Source organism: Embleya scabrispora (genome assembly GCF_002024165.1).
GTDB lineage: Bacteria > Actinomycetota > Actinomycetes > Streptomycetales > Streptomycetaceae > Embleya > Embleya scabrispora_A.
Map to the genome: position 1 here is coordinate 5810803 of NZ_MWQN01000001.1, position 18649 is coordinate 5829451.

The window sequence follows — 18649 nt, forward strand, 5'->3', positions numbered from 1 at the left end:
CGCGCTCCGAGACATCAGGTTGTCAGACAAGTTGTGCTACCGTCCCCGGTATGAAGCTGCGCGTGGTCCTTCTTCTCGGCCGCCGCGGCGGGGCCTGATCCGACCGGCACCCCGCCGCGGGGTTCGGTGTCGCCGGTCGACCCCTCCGAGCGGCAGGACGATCCCCGCACCATGACCGAACACACCATCACCGACCGTGAGCGTGACCGTGGCCACGACCGTGCGGCCGGGCACACCTTCCCCACTCTGCGCACCCCCGCCGGCCCGATCCCCGAGGGCCGCCCGCACTGGAACCGGCAACGTCCCGGCACGATGCCGCACCACCGCTACCGTCCGGCGCACGAGCGGGTCCGCGTCGATGTCGATCCGGCCCGGCGGAGTTGGCCGAACAACCGCATCGAGCAGGCGCCGCTGTGGGTCCCGGTGGACCTGCGCGACGGCAACCAGGCGCTGGCCGAGCCGATGGACCCCGTACGCAAACGCCGGATGTTCGACCTGCTGGTGGCGATGGGCTACAAGGAGATCGAGGTCGGCTACCCCTCGGCGAGCCGCGCCGACTTCGACTTCGTCCGGCATCTGGCGGAGAACGACGCGGTACCCGACGACGTCACCGTCGTGGTGTTCACCGCCGCGCGGACCGACCTGATCGAACGGACGCACCAATCGATCGAGGGCCTGCCGCACGCGGTCGTTCACATGTACACCGCGACCGCGCCGACCTGGCGCGAGGTCGTGCTCGGCCACGACCGGGCCGCGCTGCACGCGCTGATCCTGGCCGGCGCGAAGGACGTGGCGCGCGGCGCCGACGCGCGACCCGGGGCGGACATCCGTTTCCAGTTCTCGCCGGAGGTGTTCAACCTGACCGAGCCCGACTACGTCCTGGAGGTATGCAACAGCCTCACCGAACTGTGGGACGCGAGCCCGGACCGGCCGGTGATCCACAACCTGCCGGCCACGGTCGAGATCGCCACGCCGAACGTGTACGCGGACCAGATCGAGTACATGCACCGCCATCTGGCCCGCCGGGACGCGGTCGTGCTGTCCGTGCATCCGCACAACGACCGGGGGACGGGCGTCGCCTGCGCCGAGTCGGCGCTGCTCGCGGGGGCGCAGCGGATCGAGGGCTGCCTGTTCGGCAACGGCGAGCGGACCGGCAACGTGGACCTGGTCACGCTCGCGCTGAACCTGTACACGCAGGGCGTGGACCCGATGATCGACTTTTCCGACATCGACGAGATCCGGCGCACGGTGGAGTACGCGAACCGGATCGAGGTGCACGCCCGGCATCCGTACGGCGGGGATCTGGTCCACACCGCGTTCTCCGGCACGCATCAGGACGCGATCCGGAAGGGGTTCGCGCACCATACGCGCGAGGCCGAGCGGCTGGGAGTGGCGGCGGACCGCGCGCCGTGGAACGTGCCGTATCTGCCGATCGACCCCGCCGACATCGGGCGCGACTACGAGGCGGTGATCCGGGTCAACAGCCAGTCCGGCAAGGGCGGCATCGCCTACCTGATGCAGAGCGCACACGGCCTGGACCTGCCGCGTCGGCTCCAGATCGAGTTCTCCCGGGTGGTCCAGGAGGCCACCGACGACAGCGGCGAGGAGATCGGTGCGGCCGAGTTGGGGGCGCTGTTCGGGCGGGAGTATCTGGAGCGGCGTACGCCGGTGGAGGTCACGGGGTGGCGCGCCGAGGAGCCGGCGGCGGGGCGGCATCGGTTCAGCGGGATGCTCGTCGGATTGCCTTCGGGGTCGCGGGCGGTGGTCGGGGAAGGCAACGGACCGCTGTCCGCCCTGACGGCGGCGCTGGGTACGGCCGGCATCCGGGTCGAGATCCTGGACTACGTCGAGCACTCGATCGGCGCGGGCGAGGATCGGCAGGCGGCGGCGTATGTGGAGTGCCGGGTGGACGGGGTGACCCGGTGGGGCGTGGGGATCGACACGTCGATTCTGGCGGCCTCGGTGCAGGCGACGTTGTCGGCGGTGAACCGGGCGCGGAGTTGACGCAGGATAAGATTCATCAGACAACCTGAGATGTAACGGACATGACGTAAGGCGACACACGATGACGTTCGGCCCCCTGCGCCGCAACCCGCTGGTCGGCCAGGCGGCCGAACGGCTTCGGGACCAGATCGCCGCCGGGCGCTGGCCGATCGGGACGAAGCTGCCCGGCGAGGTGGCGCTCGGCCGGGAACTCGGCATCGGCCGATCCACGGTGCGGGAGGCGATCCGCGCACTTGCCGGTGCGGGGTTGGTCGAGTCGCGGCAGGGGTCCGGCGTCTTCGTGATCGCGACCGAGCCGACGGAGGACCTGACCGCGCGGCTGCGGCGGGCGTCGGCGGTCGAGGTGTACGAGGTGCGCAACCTGATCGAGGTGCGGGCCGCGATGTTGGCGGCGGAGCGGCGTACGGACGAGGACCTGGCGGTGCTGGACGCCAGGCTGCTCGCGCGGGCGGCGGCGCTCGGCGACGACGAGGCGTACATCGACGCCGACATCGCGTTCCACGCGGCGATCGTGGCGGCGGCGCACAACGAGGTGCTGACGGACCTGTTCGCGGTATTCCAGGTAACCATGCGTCCCGGCCTCCTGGACCTACTGGCGGCAATGGACGCAAAGCACCTGCGAGCCACCGCGGCCGACCCGGGAGCCGACGCCCACGCGGCAATGGTCGCCGCGATCCGAGCGGGCGACGCGGCAACAGCCGGCCGAGTAACCGAAACAGAACTCGCGCTCAGCCTCCAAATCCTCCACGACTAGCCCGGGGCGTGCGCACTCGATGCCCTCACCGCACCCGCCCCGCCCCGACCCGGCCCACCCGGCCGCCCGCCGCATCGCCCGGGTCGCCCGCCGCCCGCAGCCCCGCCCGACCGCCCGGCCGCCCGCCTATCCAGCCGGCCTGCCGCCCGCAGTCCTGCCCAGTCCGCCCGCTCCCTGCAGCCCTGCCCGGCCGTCGGCCGCTTGTCGCCCAGCCCGCCCGCTGCCCCCGCCCAGCCGCCTACTGCTCGCCGCTCTCGGCCTCACTTGCCTACCCGCTCGCCGTTCGCAGCCCCGCCCGGTTGCCCGGCCGACCGCGCCCCGGCCGCTCGTCGCTCGCGGCCCCGGTCACCCACCCGCTCGTCGCTCGCGGCCCCGCCCGGTTGCCCGGCCGACCGCGCCCCGGCCGCCCGTCGCTCGCGGCCCCGGTCACCCACCCGCTCGCCGTTCGCGGCCCCGCCCGGTTGCCCGGCCGACCGCGCCCCGGCCGCTCGTCGCTCGCGGCCTCACTCGCCCACCGGCTCGCCGCTCGTGGCCTCACTCGCCCACCCGCCCGTCGCTCGCCGCCCCACCTCTCGCCGCTCGCGGCTTCGTTCGACGCCTGCGCGCCGCTCGCGGCTCCGGGCGCCGGTTGCTTTCGTTCGGGGCTCGGGCCGGCCGGTTGGCTCGGGGTGTGGGGGCTGGTGGGAATAGTGGGCGTGGGATTCTGCTTGGACGGGGTGATTGAGAGTTCAACTACTGAGAGAGTGGTCATCGTGCAGTTCGGGATCTTCACCGTCGGTGATGTCACCGTCGACCCCACGACCGGTCGGCAGCCGACCGAGCACGAGCGGATCAAGGCGATGGTGGCCATCGCGCTCAAGGCCGAGGAGATCGGCATGGACGTGTTCGCCACCGGTGAGCACCACAATCCGCCGTTCGTGCCGTCCTCGCCGACCACGATGCTCGGCTACATCGCCGCGCGGACCGAGCGGATCATCCTCTCCACCTCCACGACGCTGATCACCACCAACGACCCGGTGAAGATCGCCGAGGACTACGCGATGCTCCAGCACCTGGCCGACGGCCGGGTGGACCTGATGATGGGGCGCGGCAACACCGGGCCGGTGTACCCGTGGTTCGGCCAGGACATCCGCCAGGGCATCCCGCTGGCGATCGAGAACTACGCGCTGCTCCACGAGCTCTGGCGCAAGGAAGTGGTGGACTGGGAGGGTCGCTTCCGTACCCCGCTGCAGAGCTTCACGTCGACGCCGCGCCCGCTGGACGGCGTGCCGCCGTTCGTCTGGCACGGGTCGATCCGCAGCCCGGAGATCGCCGAGCAGGCGGCCTACTACGGCGACGGGTTCTTCGCCAACAACATCTTCTGGCCGCGCGACCACTTCGTGCGCCTGATCAACCTCTACCGGGACCGCTTCGAGCACTACGGGCACGGTACGCGCGAGCAGGCCATCGTCGGCGTCGGCGGACAGATCTTCATGCGGCGCAACTCGCAGGAGGCGGTGCGCGAGTTCCGGCCCTACTTCGACAACGCGCCGGTGTACGGGCACGGTCCGTCGCTGGAGGAGTTCACCGACCAGACGCCGCTGACCGTGGGCAGTCCGCAGGAGGTCATCGACAAGACGCTGACCTTCCGCGACTCGTTCGGCGACTACCAGCGCCAGTTGTTCCTGATGGACCACGCGGGGCTGCCGCTGAAGACCGTGCTCGAACAGCTCGACCTGTTCGGCGAGGAGGTACTGCCGGTGCTGCGCAAGGAGTTCGCCGCCCGGCGGCCGGCCGAGGTGCCGGACGGCCCCACCCACGCGGCACTGGTCGCCCGGCGCGACGCGGCGGCGGTGCCGGCCGACGCCGTCCCGCAGACGTCCTGACGCCACCGAACTCGCCGGCAGGGAAAGGGAGAAGGCAACAGTCATGACAGAAACGCCGAAGCTCGTGGTGGTCTCGGCCGGACTCGGCAAACCGTCGTCCACCCGGCTGCTCGGCGACCGGCTCGCCGAGGCGACCCGCCGGCGCCTGGACGAGCGGGAGATCGCGGTCGAGGCGCACACGATCGAACTGCGCGATCTCGCCGTGGACATCGCGCACAACCTGGTCACCGGCTTCCCACCGCCCGCGTTGCGGGCCGCGATCGACACGGTCGTCTCGGCCGACGCGCTGATCGTGGTCTCGCCGATCTTCAGCGCGTCCTACAGCGGGCTGTTCAAGTCGTTCTTCGACGTCCTGGACAACACCGCGCTGATCGGAAAGCCGGTGCTGATCGCGGCGACCGGCGGCACGGCGCGGCACTCGCTCGCCCTGGAGCACGCGCTGCGCCCGCTGTTCGCCTACCTGCGGGCCACGGTCGTACCGACCTCGGTGTACGTGGCCACCGACGAATGGGGCGCGGCGGCCGGGGAAGGCGTCGAGGGAGTGGGTACGAGGATCGCTCGCGCAGGCGGCGAACTGGCCGACTTGGTGGCCGGGTCGCCGCCACACCCGGCGACCCGGCCGTCGTCGGCGACCACCGCGATCGACGAAGTCGTGCCATTTGCCGAGCAGTTGGCGGCACTCGGACGGGGCTGAGCGGGCCCCGACAGGCGGCCGTCGACGGGGTGGGCCCGTCGACGCCCGCCTGTCGAACTCGGCGCCCCGGCACGGTCGGTCTTCGCCGTGGCGCGCGTCGAACGCTCGCCCGTACGCTCCACGCTGAGCAGGGAACCGGTCTTCGACCCCGGCTGAACGACGTCTCGACGAGCGTTGTACCACCGGCCCACGCCACCGGCCGTCACCGCCGGAAGGCTATGCGCCGAACATGTCCCGGCAGGCGTCCAGGCCCGTGACCTCGACCGGGATGGTGCGATGCGCCGCCCACGCCTCGCGGGTCAGCCGCAGGCGTTGGAAGGAACGGGGCTCACCCTCGTGCGCCAGGACGTCGATGCCGTCGTCGACGTAGCCCAGGCGGCGCGAGACTCCCAGCGACGGGGCGTTGTCGAACAGGGCGGCCGAGATCGCCCATCGTGTGTCCAGGCCGGTGAAGGCCAGTTCCAACAACCCCGCGCGCATCTCGGTGCCGAAGCCCCGCCCCTGGTGGGCGAGGCCCAGCCACGAGCCCGAGCCGATCTCGCGCCGATGGGCGAAGTCCTTGGCCATGCCCTCCTGGGTCCCGATCACCCGGCCCTCGTGCACGACGGCCAGCAGCAGGCGCCAGTCGTCCGGCTGCCAGTTGGCCCAGGTACTCCAGTAGAACCGCAGCGCGTTGCGGGCCTTCGCCGGTTGCGGCTCGCGCGTCCACGGCAGGCTGAACGGCATGTAGTCGGGGGCGTGCACACCCTGCTCGGCCAGTTCCACCAGCGCCACCAGGTCGTCCTGGGTCGCCGGGCGCAGCTCCAGCCTGGGCGTGGTCACGCGGATGCCGAATACCGGCCAATGATCGGTGAGCATGTTCGATTGTGGGCGCTGCCACGACGCCGATGCCACGGATTTTCAGCGCGCCGCCGTCGGCGCCAGCCCGTGCAGCAGCAGGTCGGCGAACACGTCGCCGATCTCGCGCGGCGACATCGGCCCGTCGAACTGGTACCAGCTGTTCAGGTGGTGCACGCCGCCGAAGAAGTTGTGCGTGGCGATGTCGGCCGACACGTCCCGGCGCAACCGGCCCTCGCGCTGGCCCTGTTCGATCAGCGCGCGGAACCGCTCGTGGTAGCGCCGGCGCTCGGCCCGGATCTCGGCGCTCTTGTCGGGCGCGAGCAGGTGCATCGAGCGGAAGTAGACCACCGCGTCGTCGATGTTGTCGAGGGTGGTGACCACCACGTCGGCGGCGGCCTCGCGCAGCCGGTCGAGCACCGGCTCGGGTCCGTCGGCGATGGTGTTCAGCCGCTGGGTCTGCATCGCCAGCATGCGGTGGTAGATCTCGACGAGCAGGTCGTCCTTGGACGCGTAGTAGTGGTACATCGCCCCCTTGGTGACCCCGGCGGCGGCCACGATCTCCTGGACCGAGGTGCTCTCGAAGCCACGCTCGGCGAACATCCGGGAGGCGATGCGCAGCAACCGCTGCGGCAGCGACGCCCCGTCGGCGTCGGATTCGACCGGCGCCGCGTTTCCGCGACCTCTTGCCGCCATGATGTTCAACCTTTCGCGGGAGCGTACGGGCGCCAGTCTAGCCAAGATACCGACCGGTCGGTACCGTGCATCGGAGACGTCGTCTTCCGTGCACGTCTCGGGAACCCGTACCGGGAACCCTACGGACTCGACGCCGTCGACTCGGGAACGACCCAGGAGGAGGTACGCGCCGGTGGACTTCGGCTACGACGCCCGGACCGAGGAACTGCGCGAGCAACTGCTCGCGTTCATGACCGAACACGTCCACCCCGCCGAGGCCGTGTTCGACGAACAGGTGGCCGCTCCGGGCGCCGACCCGTGGGGCCGCCCGCCGGTGCTGGAGGAGTTGAAGGCCGAGGCGCGCAAACGCGGCCTGTGGAACCTGTTCCTGCCGGGCGAGGAGGGCGCGGGACTGACCAACCTGCAATACGCGCCCCTGGCCGAGATCACCGGGCGCAGCCCGCACCTGGCCCCGGAGGCGCTGAACTGCGCCGCGCCGGACACGGGCAACATGGAACTGCTGCACGACTTCGGCACCCCGCGGCAGCGCGAGCGCTGGCTGCGGCCGCTGCTCGACGGCACCATCCGCTCGGCGTTCTGCATGACCGAGCCCGACGTGGCCTCCTCCGACGCCACCAACATCACCACGAGCATCGTGCGCGACGGCGACGACTACGTGATCAACGGCCGCAAGTGGTGGTCCTCCGGGGCGATGGCACCCACCTGCGAGATCCTGGTCGTGATGGGCCGTACCGACCCCGACGCGCCGCGCCACCGCCGGCAGAGCATGATCCTGGTGCCGCGCGACACCCCAGGCGTGCACATCCGTCGCGGGATGCACGTCTTCGGCTACACCGACGGCCCGCACGGCGGACACGCCGAGGTGGTCTTCGAGAACGTACGGGTGCCCGCGACCAACCTGGTCGGCAACGCCGGGGACGGCTTCGCGATCGCCCAGGCCCGGCTGGGCCCCGGGCGGATCCACCACTGCATGCGGCTGATCGGAATGGCCGAGCGCGGCCTGGAGCTGATGTGCCGCCGGGTACTGGCACGCGAGGCGTTCGGCGGACCGCTGGCCGAGCAGGGGGTGATCCAGGAGTGGATCGCCGAATCCCGGGTGCGCATCGAGCAGTTGCGGCTGCTGGTGCTCAAGACCGCGTGGCTGATGGACACCGTCGGCAACCGCGGCGCGCACCGCGAGATCCAGTCGATCAAGATCGCCACCCCGAGCACCGTCGAATGGATCCTGGACAAGGCCATCCAGGCGCACGGCGCCGGCGGCCTGTCCCAGGACTTCGTCCTCGCCTCGCTGTGGACCCACGCCCGCACGCTGCGCCTGGCCGACGGGCCGGACGAGGTACACCGTCGTTCGCTCGCCCACCGCGAACTCAAGCCCTACCGAGACGCGGACCAGTGAACCGCGCACCCCGTTCCGACCGAGAGGCAGCCGCCCAGTGACCGACACCTCCCGCCCCGTAGCCATCGTCACCGGCGCCAGCCGCGGCATCGGCCTGGGCATCGCCCAAGCGCTGGTCGCGCGCGGCGACCGGGTCTGCGTGACCGCACGCGGCGCGGACACCCTGGCCGAGGTGGTCGCCTCGCTCGGCGGCCCCGAGCACGCCATCGGCGTCGCGGGCAAGGCGCACGACCCGGCCCACCAGGACGCCGCCGTGACCGCGACCCTGGAGGCGTTCGGCCGGATCGACATGCTGGTCAACAACGCCGGGATCAACCCCGTCTACGGCCCGCTGGTCGAACTCGACCTCGACGCCGGGCGCAAGATCCTGGAGGTCAACCTGCTCGCCGCGCTGGCCTGGACCCAGCGGGTGTACAAGGCGTGGCTGGGCGAGCACGGCGGCGCCATCGTCAACGTGTCCTCGATGGCCGGCGAGCGGCCCGCGCACGGGATCGGCTTCTACGGCGTGAGCAAGGCCGCGCTGACCCACCTGACCGCGCAACTGGCGAGCGAACTCGGGCCGCGCGTGCGGGTGAACGCGGTCGCGCCGGCCGTGGTCAAGACCGTCTTCGCGACCGCGCTGTACGAGGGCCGCGAGGAGGAGGTCGCGGCGGCGTACCCGATGGGCCGGCTCGGCGTGCCCGAGGACGTGGCCGGCGCGGTGGCGTTCCTGCTGTCCGAGCAGGCGGGGTGGATCACCGGCCAGACGCTGCTCGTGGACGGCGGCGTGAGCCTGTCCGGCGGTGTGGGGTGACGGTGCTCGCGGGGGCGGGCGTGGTGGTCACCGGGGGCGGCGCGGGCATCGGCGCGGCCCTGGCCCGCCGCTTCGCCGCCGCCGGTGCGCGCGTGGTGGTCAACGACCTGGACCCGGACGCGTGCCACGCGGTGGCCGCGGACATCGACGCCGTCGCGCTGCCCGGCGACGCGGCCACGGAGGCGGGCGTCGCGGCGCTGATCTCCGGGGCGCGGGTAGCGCTCGGCGGCGAGATCGACGTCTACTGCGCCAACGCCGGCATCGGCGCGGGCGTCGGCCTGGACGCGCCCGAGGAGGCGTGGGAGCACTCCTGGGACGTCAACGTGATGGCGCACGTACGCGCCGCCCGACTGCTCACCCCGGCCTGGCTGGCGCGCGGTCGCGGCCACCTGGTCACCACGGTCTCCGCCGCCGGGCTGCTCACCATGTTGGACGCGTCGGCGTACGCGGTCACCAAGCACGCGGCGTACGCGTTCGCCGAGTGGATGGCGATCACGTACGGCGCCAAGGGCATCACGGTCCAGGCGGTCTGCCCGCAGGGCGTGCGTACGGCCCTGCTGGAGGCCTCCGGTCCGGCCGCCCGCCTGCTCCTGGACGACGACGCCCTGGAGCCGGAGCAGGTCGCCGACACGGTCGTCGACGCGGTCGCGGCGGGCGGCCCGTTCCTGATCCTGCCCCACCCCGAAGTGGCCCGCATGTACGCGGCCCGCGCCGCCGACCCGGACCGCTGGTTGGCCGGCATGCGCAAACTCCAGGCCGGACTGGAACAGGCGCGGGAGGGCTGAAGCACCCGCCACCCCGTGGTCGATCCGTCGCCTGGAGGGAACGGCCCGGGAATCAAGCGGACTTCGGGCTGTGCCACGCCTTCGGCGCGAGGCTTTTCGGGTCGAGGTCGGGTGCTCCGGTGCGCTCGGTGCCCGAGCGCGGTTTCCCCGGGTCGGCTGTCGCGGGAACGTGCGAGACGATCACCCACCGATCGCGGGAACGGTTCCAGAGCATCCGCTCGTCGACGCGCACCCATGAGGACGTGGCAGCGGCGAATGCCCTGATCTCGACGGCGTACAGGTCGACGGAGACCGGCTGTTCCCATCTGTAGGTGACGTCGCGCCACTGCTGCCGGCCGTGCTCGTTCATCCGCAGCTCGGCGTCCTGTTCGCCCCGGGCGCCGCCGATGTCGAGATGTTCGGCCAACTTCGCTGCGTCGCCCGCGTTGAGCAATGCCACGTAGCGGTCCAGGTACGTCCGCAATCGCCCTTCATCCGGTGTGGAGTCCCGGTCCGCGGAGCTTGATCCCGCGCCGCCGCAACCCGCCGAGACGATCGCGAGCAGCACCCCCGATGCGACAGCCGCCACCTTCCGCCGTACCGGCGTCGCACCACGAACGGCCATCGGTCCCCCTCCCGCTCACCCGGGGTGCCTTTCCACCGAATGCCACCGAGAACCATTTCCCGGGTGCGGCGGTCGTCTTCAGGCCACGAGCAGGCGCAGACCCAGCTCCGCCGCGTCGAGGTCGGTCAGGTCGCCGTTGCGCTCGGACCACCGGCCGGAGGCGAGGTCGTCGCGGAGCCGGTCCACCGCTCGCTGCTCGGCCTCGGGTCCGACCCGGGTCCACAGCGATACCGCGCGGCGCACGTGTTCGTCCAGGTACGCCTCGGGGCGGCGCCAGTACGCCTCGAAGAAGCCGTCGGCGCAATCCCACGGGATGAGCACCGGCTCCAGACGGGCACCGATCGTGCCGGCCAACCGCTGCACCGAGGGCCGGCCGGCGACGAGTCCGGTGACCTCGGGCAGATAGTCGCGGATGAGCCAGAACCGGTCCCGCCACGCGGTGTCGTGGGCGTCGTGCGTGAACACCACCACGCGCCGGGCCACCCGCCGCATCTCGCGCAGCCCCGCGATCGGGTCCCGCCAGTGATGGATGGTGCTGAAGGCCATGGCCGCGTCGAAGGACCGGTCCGCGAACGGGAGGCTTTCCGCTTCGGCCGCCACGCACGGGGCCGCGCCCTCGGGACGCTGCGCCCGCATGACCGCCGACGGCTCCACCGCGGTCACGTCGCGGTCCGGGGGTTCGTACGAACCGGTGCCGGCGCCGACGTTCAGGACGGTGCGGGCGTCGCCGAGCGCTTCCCAGACCCGCGCGGCGATGCGCGGCTCGGTGCGGCGCGTCGCCGGGTAGGCGGATCCGATCGTGTCGTACAACTGCGCGCCGAATACCTTCAGTTGATCCTCCGAGGGGGTCCTGATCCCCATGGCCCGTGCCTCCGGTTCCGTGTCGATGGCCGCCACCGTGGCGACGGCCCGGTCGCGCTGTTCCAGCAGCAGGGCGCGCAGTCGGCGCAGGTGCGCGACCGCGTCGGTGTCGGGGTCGTCGACCAGGTCCGCGATCTCGCGCAGCCCGAAGCCGAGTCGCCGATAGGCGAGCACCTCGCGCAGCCGCTCCACGTCCCCGGCGGCGTACGCCCGGTATCCGGCCACCGTCCGCGCGGACGGCCGCACGAGTCCGATCTCGTCGTAGTGATGCAGCGTCCGCACGCTCACACAGGCCAACTCGGCCACACGCCCCACAGTCAGGTGCTCCTCCACACCCCCGACCATGCGCCATGACGCCACGTGAGGGTCAAGCACTCCGCCGCCCGCCCGAGTCCCGAGCATGCGAGAGAGCATCGGGGACCCGGGTCACGCGAGGTCGAACGTCGAGCCGAGAGCCGGGCGCTCTCACCTCGGGGTGAGGCCCAGTTCGGAGAAGGCGTATGTCGGGTCGGGGCGCGAGCCGTTGCGGAAGATGTCTACCGTGACCTCGTCCGGCCGTTCGGCGCCCAGGGTCCGCAAGGCGGTGACGGCCTTGCGGGACAGCGGACCGGCGCCGGCGTAGACGACCGGCTCGCCGAGCGTCCACTCGGCGAAGTGCGGGGCGGCGATGTCGGGCCGCCAGCCGTTCGCGAACATGCGCCGGGACTGCTCACTGCCCGGGGCGTCCGGGGTCGGCAGGTTCCCGGGGTCGAGCCGCTCGCCGGACGCGGCCGTGCGGATCGTGCCGTCGAGGGTCGTCATGAACTGGACGACGCTGTCCCCCGGGCCGTTCATGACCACGGCCGCGTCGGTCGGCAACGTGCCCAACACCCAGTCCAGTCGGACCTGCAGGTCGTCCCACGCCGTGCACGGCCCGACGGCGCCGCGTGCGCTGGGACGATCGTCGAAACGCTCCAGGCCGTGGACCCTGAACGGGCCGTCGTCGCCCCAGCCCCGCACCGTCACCTGCTCGGCGGGAACCGCGAGCACGTCGCGCAGCGAGGCCACGATCGCTCGGCCGTACTGCGCGCGAAGCGGGGCGTCGGTGTACCAGCGCCACTCCAGACACCAGGTCGGCTGTACCGGCGAGGTGCCCGTCTTTCGGCACTCCCAGCCGAGTTCCGCCAGATCCCGCTCCTGTCCGGCGGTCAGGGGAATCCCGTCCGCGGCGAACACCTGCGCCATCACATGCCGCTCACCGCGCCGGGTCATCGTGACGGAGACGGAGTTCTCCGGCGCCCCGATCCGCACCCGGTTCCAGTCTTCTACGTACTCGCCCCCCAAGAGGTCCGCGACCAAAGGCACTTCACCACGGCCCAACAGGGCGTCCCACACTGTCGACTCCATGCCGCCCAGCATGCCCAACCCCTCCGACGCCACCGGGCCCCGGGGCCGGTGAGCGCACGGCCACCGACATCACGCCGACGCGGGGTCGTCGACTCGCCCGGGGCGGGCCGGAGCCGAGTCACCGGTCGACCAGCCGTGGATGCGGGGCCTCACCCGTGGATTTCGTGTCGGTGTCGTCGGTGCCGGCCGCGCCGCCGGGAAGCATCGAGTCCAGCCACTTCGGCAGCCACCAGTTGCCGCGGCCGAGGAGCGTCATGGTCGCCGGTACCAGCACCATGCGCACGACCGTGGCGTCGATGAAGATCGCGGTGGCCAGGCCGAGCCCGAACATCTTCATGGAGGGGTCGTCGGCGACCGCGAAGGACAGGAAGACCGCCACCATGATGAGAGCGGCCGAGGTGATGATCCGGGCGGTGCCCGAGATGCCCTCGACGATCGCCGTGCGGTTGTCGCCGGTGCGCAGGTACTCCTCGCGTACGCGGGAGAGGAGGAACACCTCGTAGTCCATCGACAGGCCGAACAGGATGGCGAAGAGGAACATCGGGATGAACGACACGATCGGAACCGTCGATTCCAGCCCGATGAGTGCGCCTCCCCAGCCCCACTGGAAGACCGCGACCATGACGCCGTAGGCCGCGCCGATGCTCAGCAGATTCAGCAGTACCGCCTTGAGCGGTACGAGTACCGAGCGGAAGACCGGCATCAGCAGCAGGAACGACAACGCGAGCACGGTGGCCACGAACACCGGCAGGCGTTCGCTGGTGCGTCGGCCCACATCGGACAGGCTCGCGGCGGCGCCGCCGACGTGGGCCCTGGCCGGGCCGGGCCCGATCGCCGTGGGCAGCACGTCGGTGCGCAGCCGGGCGATCGTGTCGGCCGTGGCCTTGTCCTGGGGGCTGGTGGTCGGGAAGACCACGAGGGTCGCGATGCCGGTGGCCGGATCGATGTGCGTCGGCGCGACGGACGCGATGCCCGGATCCGCCGCGACCGCCGCGACGAGTCGGTTCGGCACTCCCGGATCACCGGCGGGGTCCGCGGCGATGACGAGGGGACCGTTGATACCCGGACCGAACCCCTCGGCGACGAGGTCGTAGGCCCGGCGCTCGGTACGGCTGGGGGGCTGTGAGCCGTCGTCGGGCAGACCGACGCGCAGGCCGAGTACGGGCAGCGTCGCGGTCAGCAGCAGCCCCGCCGCGCCGACCGCGTACGGCACCGGGTGCCGGCTGACGTGCCCGATCCAGCGACGCCACCCGGCGGCGTGGACGGCGCCCGACGCCGGGTCCCGCCGCCGTGCGAGTCGGGCCGGCTTCCCGGCCCGCAGAGCCCGGCCGATCAGGCCGGGCCGGGCCAGGCGGGCGCCGGCGGCGCCGAGGAAGGCCGGCAGCAGCGTCACCGACGCGAGCACCATGGTCAGGACGACGATCGAGACGGCGATCCCGCCCACCGTCATGAACGGTACGTCCGCGACCGCCATGCCCAGGATCGATACGACGACGGTGCCGCCGGCGAAGACCACGGGCCTGCCCGCCGTGGCCACCGCTCGCCCCGCCGCCTCGCGGGGATCGAGCCCGCGCGCGAGATATTCCCGGTGCCTGGCGAGCACGAACAGCGCGTAGTCGATGCCCACTCCGAGTCCGACCATGCTGCCCAGGACAGGGGCGAAGGTCGGGACGTCCGTCACCCCCGCCAGTACCGTCATCGCGGCAACCCCGACGGTGAGCCCGAAGACCGCCATGCCGATCGGCAGCGCGGCGGCGACGAGCGAACCGAACGCCAGGAACAGGATCGCGGCCGCGGCGAGGATGCCGATCAGCTCGCTCGTGCCGCCGTCGGGGTCGGAGAAGGCGTAGAAGAGGCTCCCGCCCATCTCGATGCGCAGGGGCAGTTCGGCGCGCAGCCGGTCGCCGAGATCGACGAGGGCGTCGAGGTCTTCGGCCGACAGCCGGCTCTGGTCCGGATACTGCACCCGGACGACCGCGATCCGCCCGTCGGCCGAGACGAGGCCGTCGCGCGCGGTGGTGTCCCCGCCCGCGTCGAGTGCCCCCGCCGGGTCGCTCGTGCCGAGCACGTGCGGCAGCCGCCGCACCTCGGTCTGCAGCCGCGTGAGAGCGGCGCGCGCGCCGCCGTGGTCGAAGAACGTGGCACCGCCCTCGACGGGGGTGACGACCACTTGGGCGGTCATCCCCTCCTGGCCGGTGCCGGCCCGCTCGATCAGTTGCGCGGCCCGTTGGGAGTCCAGTCCCGGAGCGGTCATCGAGTCCGCGGTCCGCCCGCCGACGGCGATCGCGGCGAGGACGGCGAGCGTGGCGGCGATCAGCCATGCCGCGATCACCCGCCAGGGATGACGGGCGGCGCTTGCGCCCAGGCGCAACAGGGCTTTCGAGAGCATCGATTCCTCCAACCACCTCGGCGGCCGTCCTTGTACGGCCGCCGAGGTCGAGGTTCGTCGCCACGGCGCTCTGCGGCATCGGCTCGCGGGCCGCGGATCGGTCGGCCCCAGGGCGGGGTGACGCCCCGTCCTTTCGGCCGATGCGCGACACGGCGCGGTCCCTAGGCTGGGAAGCGTGCTACGAAACGACCTGCGAACCCTGTGGACCGAACCCCGGCCGCCCGACGCACCCGCCCGGGTGTGGCGGGACTGGACGCTGCTCGCCGTGAGCCTGGGCGGTGTGGTGCTGGAGGCCACCCTGCGCGAGAACGTCGTGTGGCGGCCGGTGGCGGTGGTGTTCGCCGTATGGCTGTGCCTGCTGTCCCTGTGGCGCCGGACTCGCCCACTGGCGATGGTCACGCTCGCGTTCGGTTCGGTGATCCTGCTCCAGCTGGCCTCACTGGTCGCAGCATCGCGCGAGCCCGTCGGCCTGGACACCGGCGCGGTCGTGCTCGTGCTGGTGTACGCGCTGCCCCGGTGGGGATCGGGACGGGAGATCGTGCTGGGCGGCGCGGTGATCCTCACCGCCTTCGCGCTGTGTGCCGTCACGGGCCAAATCGCGGCCACCGAACAGGTCGGGGGCTTTGTCTTCCTGTTGCTGCCCGGCCTGATCGGGGCTGCCGTGCGGTTCCGGGTGACCGGTCGCGAGCGGCAGTTGGAGCAGGTGCGCTCCCGCGAGCGTGAGCAGCTCGCCCGGGAACTGCACGACACGGTGGCCCACCACGTTTCGGCCATCGTGATCCGCGCCCAGGCGGGCCGGGTGCTCGCGGGCGCCGACCCGTCCGCCGCCGTCGAGGCGCTGGAGGGCGTCGAGGAGGAAGGGGCGCGCACGCTGGAGGAGATGCGAGCCATGGTCACCGCGCTGCGCGACCGCGGGGCCGGCGCCGAGCTGGCGCCGCTTGCCGGTGTCGCGGACCTGGAGCGCCTGGTGTGCAACCCGGGTGGTCGGCTCAGAGTCGACCTGGGGCTCGCCGGCGAACTGGACACGCTGCCCCCGGCCGTGGACGCGGCCGTCTACCGCATCGTGCAGGAGTCGGTGACCAACGCCATGCGCCATGCGGTCGACGCGACCGAGGTCGCCGTCCGGGTCACCGCGGAACGGCACACGGTACGGGTGAGCGTGCGCGACAACGGCCACCGCACCGGCCGAGGCCGTGCCGGTTACGGACTCGCCGGACTGCGCGAGCGCGCTGCCCTGCTCGGCGGCAAACTGCAAGCCGGCCCCGGCGCCGAACAGGGCTGGCATGTCGAAGCCGAGTTGCCGAGAGGGAGGACCGAGAGCGGTGCCCATCCGCGTCCTCGTCGCTGACGACCAGACCATCATCCGCACCGGGCTGCGGATCATGCTGAACGCCCAGCCCGACATCGAGGTGGTCGGCGAGGCCGCCGACGGAGCGGAAGCGGTACGTCTGGCCCGCGAACTGCGCCCCGACGTCTGCCTGTTCGACATCCGCATGCCCGTGATCGACGGGCTCGAGGCCACCCGGTCGGTCGCCGGCCCGGGCGTCGCCGACCCGTTGGCCGTGGTCGTCATCACCACGTTCGACCTCGACGAGTACGTCTACGGCGCGCTGCGTGCCGGTGCCCGCGGATTCCTCCTCAAGGACACGGGACCGGACCTCCTGGCCCAGGCCGTACGGTCGGCGTCCGGCGGTGAGGCGCTCATCGCGCCCAGCGTCACCGTGCGTCTGCTCCAGACATTCGCGGACCTGCCCGCCTGCCGGCCCGTGGCCCAGCCGGTCTCCCCGGTCACCGCCCGCGAGGAGCAGGTGCTCCTCGCCGTCGCTCGCGGGCTGACCAACACCGAGATCGCCGATGTACTGCACATCAGCCTCAGCACGGTGAAGACCCATCTGGCCAGCCTGATGGCCAAACTCGGCGCCCGTAACCGGGTCGAGATCGCGATGTGGGCCTACGAGACGCGCCGTATCCTTCCCGGAACCTGAGCCGGGTGCCGGGCCGTGTCCCGTGAGTCCCCGCCTTCGCCCCGCCGGCCCCGGCTCCGGACGGGGAGGCGTGGGGCCGGGGCCGGTCGACTTCCGTCTCCCGGCGCTACAGGGTTCGGGTGGGGGGCATTCCGGAGTGGCCTGTGGGCGGGGTCTTGACGGCCAGGATCTGGTTCACGCCGATTCGGTTTTGCTCGAAGGCCAGCGCCGAGGCGGCCATGTAGAGGTGCCACACCCGGACTCGGCCGGGGGTGGTCAGGCGCTCGGCCTGTTCGCGGTCGGATTCCAGGTTGGTTACCCATGCGCGCAGGGTGGTCGCGTAGTGTTCGCGGAGCGCGTGTACGTCGCGGACTTCCAGGCCGGCCTCCTCCAAGACCGACACCGTGGTGCCGATCGGGGCCAGTTCGCCGTCGGGGAAGACGTAGCGGTCGATGAACTCGTCGACCCGGTAGGCCGCTTCGTTCGCCACCGGGCGGCGGGAGATCTGGTGGTTGAGCAACCGGCCGCCGGGGCGCAGGAGTTCGTAGAGGGTGTCGGCGTACGCGCGGAACTGGGTCCGGCCCACATGCTCCGCCATGCCGATCGAGGAGATCGCGTCGTAGGGGCCGTCGGCGTGCTCGCGGTAGTCCTGGATCCTGATCTCCACCTGCCCCGTCAGACCGGCCTCGGAGACGCGTTTGCGGGCCAGGTCTGCCTGTTCGTGCGAGATGGTGATGCCGACGACCTCCACCCCGTAGTGCTCGGCGGCGTGCAGCGCCATCGAGCCCCACCCGCAACCGACGTCGAGCAGCCGCATCCCGGGCCCGAGCGCGAGCTTGCGGCAGATCAGGTCGAGTTTGGCGCGCTGGGCGTCCTCCAACGTCGCGTCGGGGCGGTCCCAATAGGCGCAGGAGTAGACCATGGACGGGCCCAGGACCAGGGCGTAGAAGTCGTTGCCGACGTCGTAGTGGTGCCGGATCGCCTCGCGGTCGCGGCGCAGGCTGTGCAGTATGCCGCGCCGGCGCCGGACCTCCTCCTCGGGCGTCGGCGGCGGCATCGGCAGGCCGGTCAGGGAGAGCATGGTGGCCATCGGGCGGGCCGCGTCGAGTGCGGTGCGGCCGGCCTCGCGCACTCGGGCGACGGGTGCGATCCGGGCCCGCGGGACATCGGCCACCGGCCCCGCCGGTACCGGCTCGTCGCGGTTGAGCGCCAGCCCCGACAGCCGGGTCAGCGCGTCGTAGAGGTCGCCGTCGACATCGAGGTCGCCCGACACCCAGCCGCGGGCGAAGCCGAGTTCGCCCGGCGACCACAACAGTCGGCGCAGCGCGCGGCGATTGCGCACGACCAGCGCCGGACCGTCCGGCGGACCGGCCTCGCTGCCGTCCCAGGCCCGGATCCGGATCGGCGACGGGCGGCCGAGGACCTGCCGGGCCAGTGCGGCGAGGCGGTCGGCGGTGTGCGGCATGACGGATTCCTCCGCGGTGGTGGATCCCCGGACTCCCGAGCCGGGTGACACCGGTGCCCCTACCCCACGCGCGCCACGACTCGAACGGAATTGCTCCGTCCGGGCCGGCGAGCCGCCCCGGACGGAGCAGGGCGGCCGCCGGCCACGCACACCGAG

General features: G+C 72.1%; 16 protein-coding genes. 9 read left to right on the plus strand and 7 right to left on the minus strand.

Annotated features, from left to right (window positions below; translation table 11 throughout):
• The first annotated feature begins 171 nt into the window (after nt 1-171).
• The 4 genes from leuA to B4N89_RS25620 all read left to right on the plus strand — a co-directional run bounded on the left by leuA (nt 172) and on the right by B4N89_RS25620 (nt 5317).
• Nucleotides 172-2004: a 2-isopropylmalate synthase gene (gene leuA / locus B4N89_RS25605; RefSeq protein WP_078979623.1), complete on the plus strand. Its 1833-nt coding sequence runs from the start codon at nt 172-174 to the stop codon at nt 2002-2004.
• A gap of 61 nt (nt 2005-2065) precedes the next feature.
• A complete protein-coding gene (locus tag B4N89_RS25610; protein ID WP_078978156.1) occupies nt 2066-2758 on the plus strand; it encodes a FadR/GntR family transcriptional regulator in 693 nt (230 codons plus the stop codon).
• 752 nt (nt 2759-3510) lie between these two features.
• On the plus strand, nt 3511-4623 hold the full coding sequence (locus B4N89_RS25615) for an LLM class flavin-dependent oxidoreductase (protein WP_078979624.1): 1113 nt from the start codon (nt 3511-3513) through the stop codon (nt 4621-4623).
• 43 nt (nt 4624-4666) lie between these two features.
• A complete protein-coding gene (locus B4N89_RS25620; protein WP_078978157.1) occupies nt 4667-5317 on the plus strand; it encodes an FMN reductase in 651 nt (216 codons plus the stop codon).
• Nucleotides 5318-5533: 216 nt separating this feature from the next.
• Here B4N89_RS25620 and B4N89_RS25625 read toward each other — a convergent pair whose 3' ends face one another.
• Complete coding sequence (locus tag B4N89_RS25625) at nt 5534-6175, minus strand: GNAT family N-acetyltransferase (RefSeq protein ID WP_078978158.1); 642 nt, start codon at nt 6173-6175, stop codon at nt 5534-5536.
• 42 nt (nt 6176-6217) lie between these two features.
• Nucleotides 6218-6850 carry a TetR/AcrR family transcriptional regulator gene (locus B4N89_RS25630; protein WP_078978159.1) on the minus strand — a complete coding sequence of 211 codons (633 nt, stop codon included), beginning with the start codon at nt 6848-6850 and terminating at the stop codon, nt 6218-6220.
• A gap of 172 nt (nt 6851-7022) precedes the next feature.
• Here B4N89_RS25630 and B4N89_RS25635 point away from each other — a divergent pair, with 172 nt between their 5' ends.
• The 3 genes from B4N89_RS25635 to B4N89_RS25645 are packed head-to-tail and all read left to right on the plus strand — an operon-like array spanning nt 7023 to nt 9824.
• On the plus strand, nt 7023-8246 hold the full coding sequence (locus B4N89_RS25635) for an acyl-CoA dehydrogenase family protein (RefSeq protein WP_078978160.1): 1224 nt from the start codon (nt 7023-7025) through the stop codon (nt 8244-8246).
• A gap of 37 nt (nt 8247-8283) precedes the next feature.
• Nucleotides 8284-9039 (plus strand): SDR family oxidoreductase, encoded by a 756-nt coding sequence (locus B4N89_RS25640; protein WP_078978161.1) that lies wholly within the window; start codon nt 8284-8286, stop codon nt 9037-9039.
• Nucleotides 9036-9824, plus strand: a complete 789-nt coding sequence (locus tag B4N89_RS25645; protein ID WP_078978162.1) for an SDR family oxidoreductase — start codon at nt 9036-9038, stop codon at nt 9822-9824. Before B4N89_RS25640 ends, B4N89_RS25645 begins: the two co-directional genes overlap by 4 nt.
• 52 nt (nt 9825-9876) lie before the next feature.
• Here B4N89_RS25645 and B4N89_RS25650 read toward each other — a convergent pair whose 3' ends face one another.
• From B4N89_RS25650 to B4N89_RS25665, 4 genes are all read right to left on the minus strand, one after another.
• Complete coding sequence (locus tag B4N89_RS25650; protein WP_143658081.1) at nt 9877-10428, minus strand: hypothetical protein; 552 nt, start codon at nt 10426-10428, stop codon at nt 9877-9879.
• 78 nt (nt 10429-10506) lie between these two features.
• Nucleotides 10507-11634 carry a MerR family transcriptional regulator gene (locus B4N89_RS25655; RefSeq protein WP_201260905.1) on the minus strand — a complete coding sequence of 376 codons (1128 nt, stop codon included), beginning with the start codon at nt 11632-11634 and terminating at the stop codon, nt 10507-10509.
• 120 nt (nt 11635-11754) lie between these two features.
• A complete protein-coding gene (locus tag B4N89_RS25660) occupies nt 11755-12675 on the minus strand; it encodes a TY-Chap domain-containing protein (RefSeq protein ID WP_143658082.1) in 921 nt (306 codons plus the stop codon).
• A gap of 118 nt (nt 12676-12793) precedes the next feature.
• On the minus strand, nt 12794-15064 hold the full coding sequence (locus tag B4N89_RS25665; RefSeq protein ID WP_078979625.1) for an MMPL family transporter: 2271 nt from the start codon (nt 15062-15064) through the stop codon (nt 12794-12796).
• A gap of 175 nt (nt 15065-15239) precedes the next feature.
• Here B4N89_RS25665 and B4N89_RS25670 point away from each other — a divergent pair, with 175 nt between their 5' ends.
• Nucleotides 15240-16412: a sensor histidine kinase gene (locus B4N89_RS25670; RefSeq protein WP_078978166.1), complete on the plus strand. Its 1173-nt coding sequence runs from the start codon at nt 15240-15242 to the stop codon at nt 16410-16412.
• A complete protein-coding gene (locus tag B4N89_RS25675; protein ID WP_078978167.1) occupies nt 16387-17049 on the plus strand; it encodes a response regulator in 663 nt (220 codons plus the stop codon). The genes B4N89_RS25670 and B4N89_RS25675 overlap by 26 nt, the downstream gene beginning before the upstream one ends.
• Nucleotides 17050-17155: 106 nt before the next feature.
• On the opposite strand, the gene B4N89_RS25680 is transcribed toward B4N89_RS25675, so the two are convergent.
• Nucleotides 17156-18493: a class I SAM-dependent methyltransferase gene (locus B4N89_RS25680; protein ID WP_078979626.1), complete on the minus strand. Its 1338-nt coding sequence runs from the start codon at nt 18491-18493 to the stop codon at nt 17156-17158.
• Nucleotides 18494-18649 lie beyond the last annotated feature (156 nt).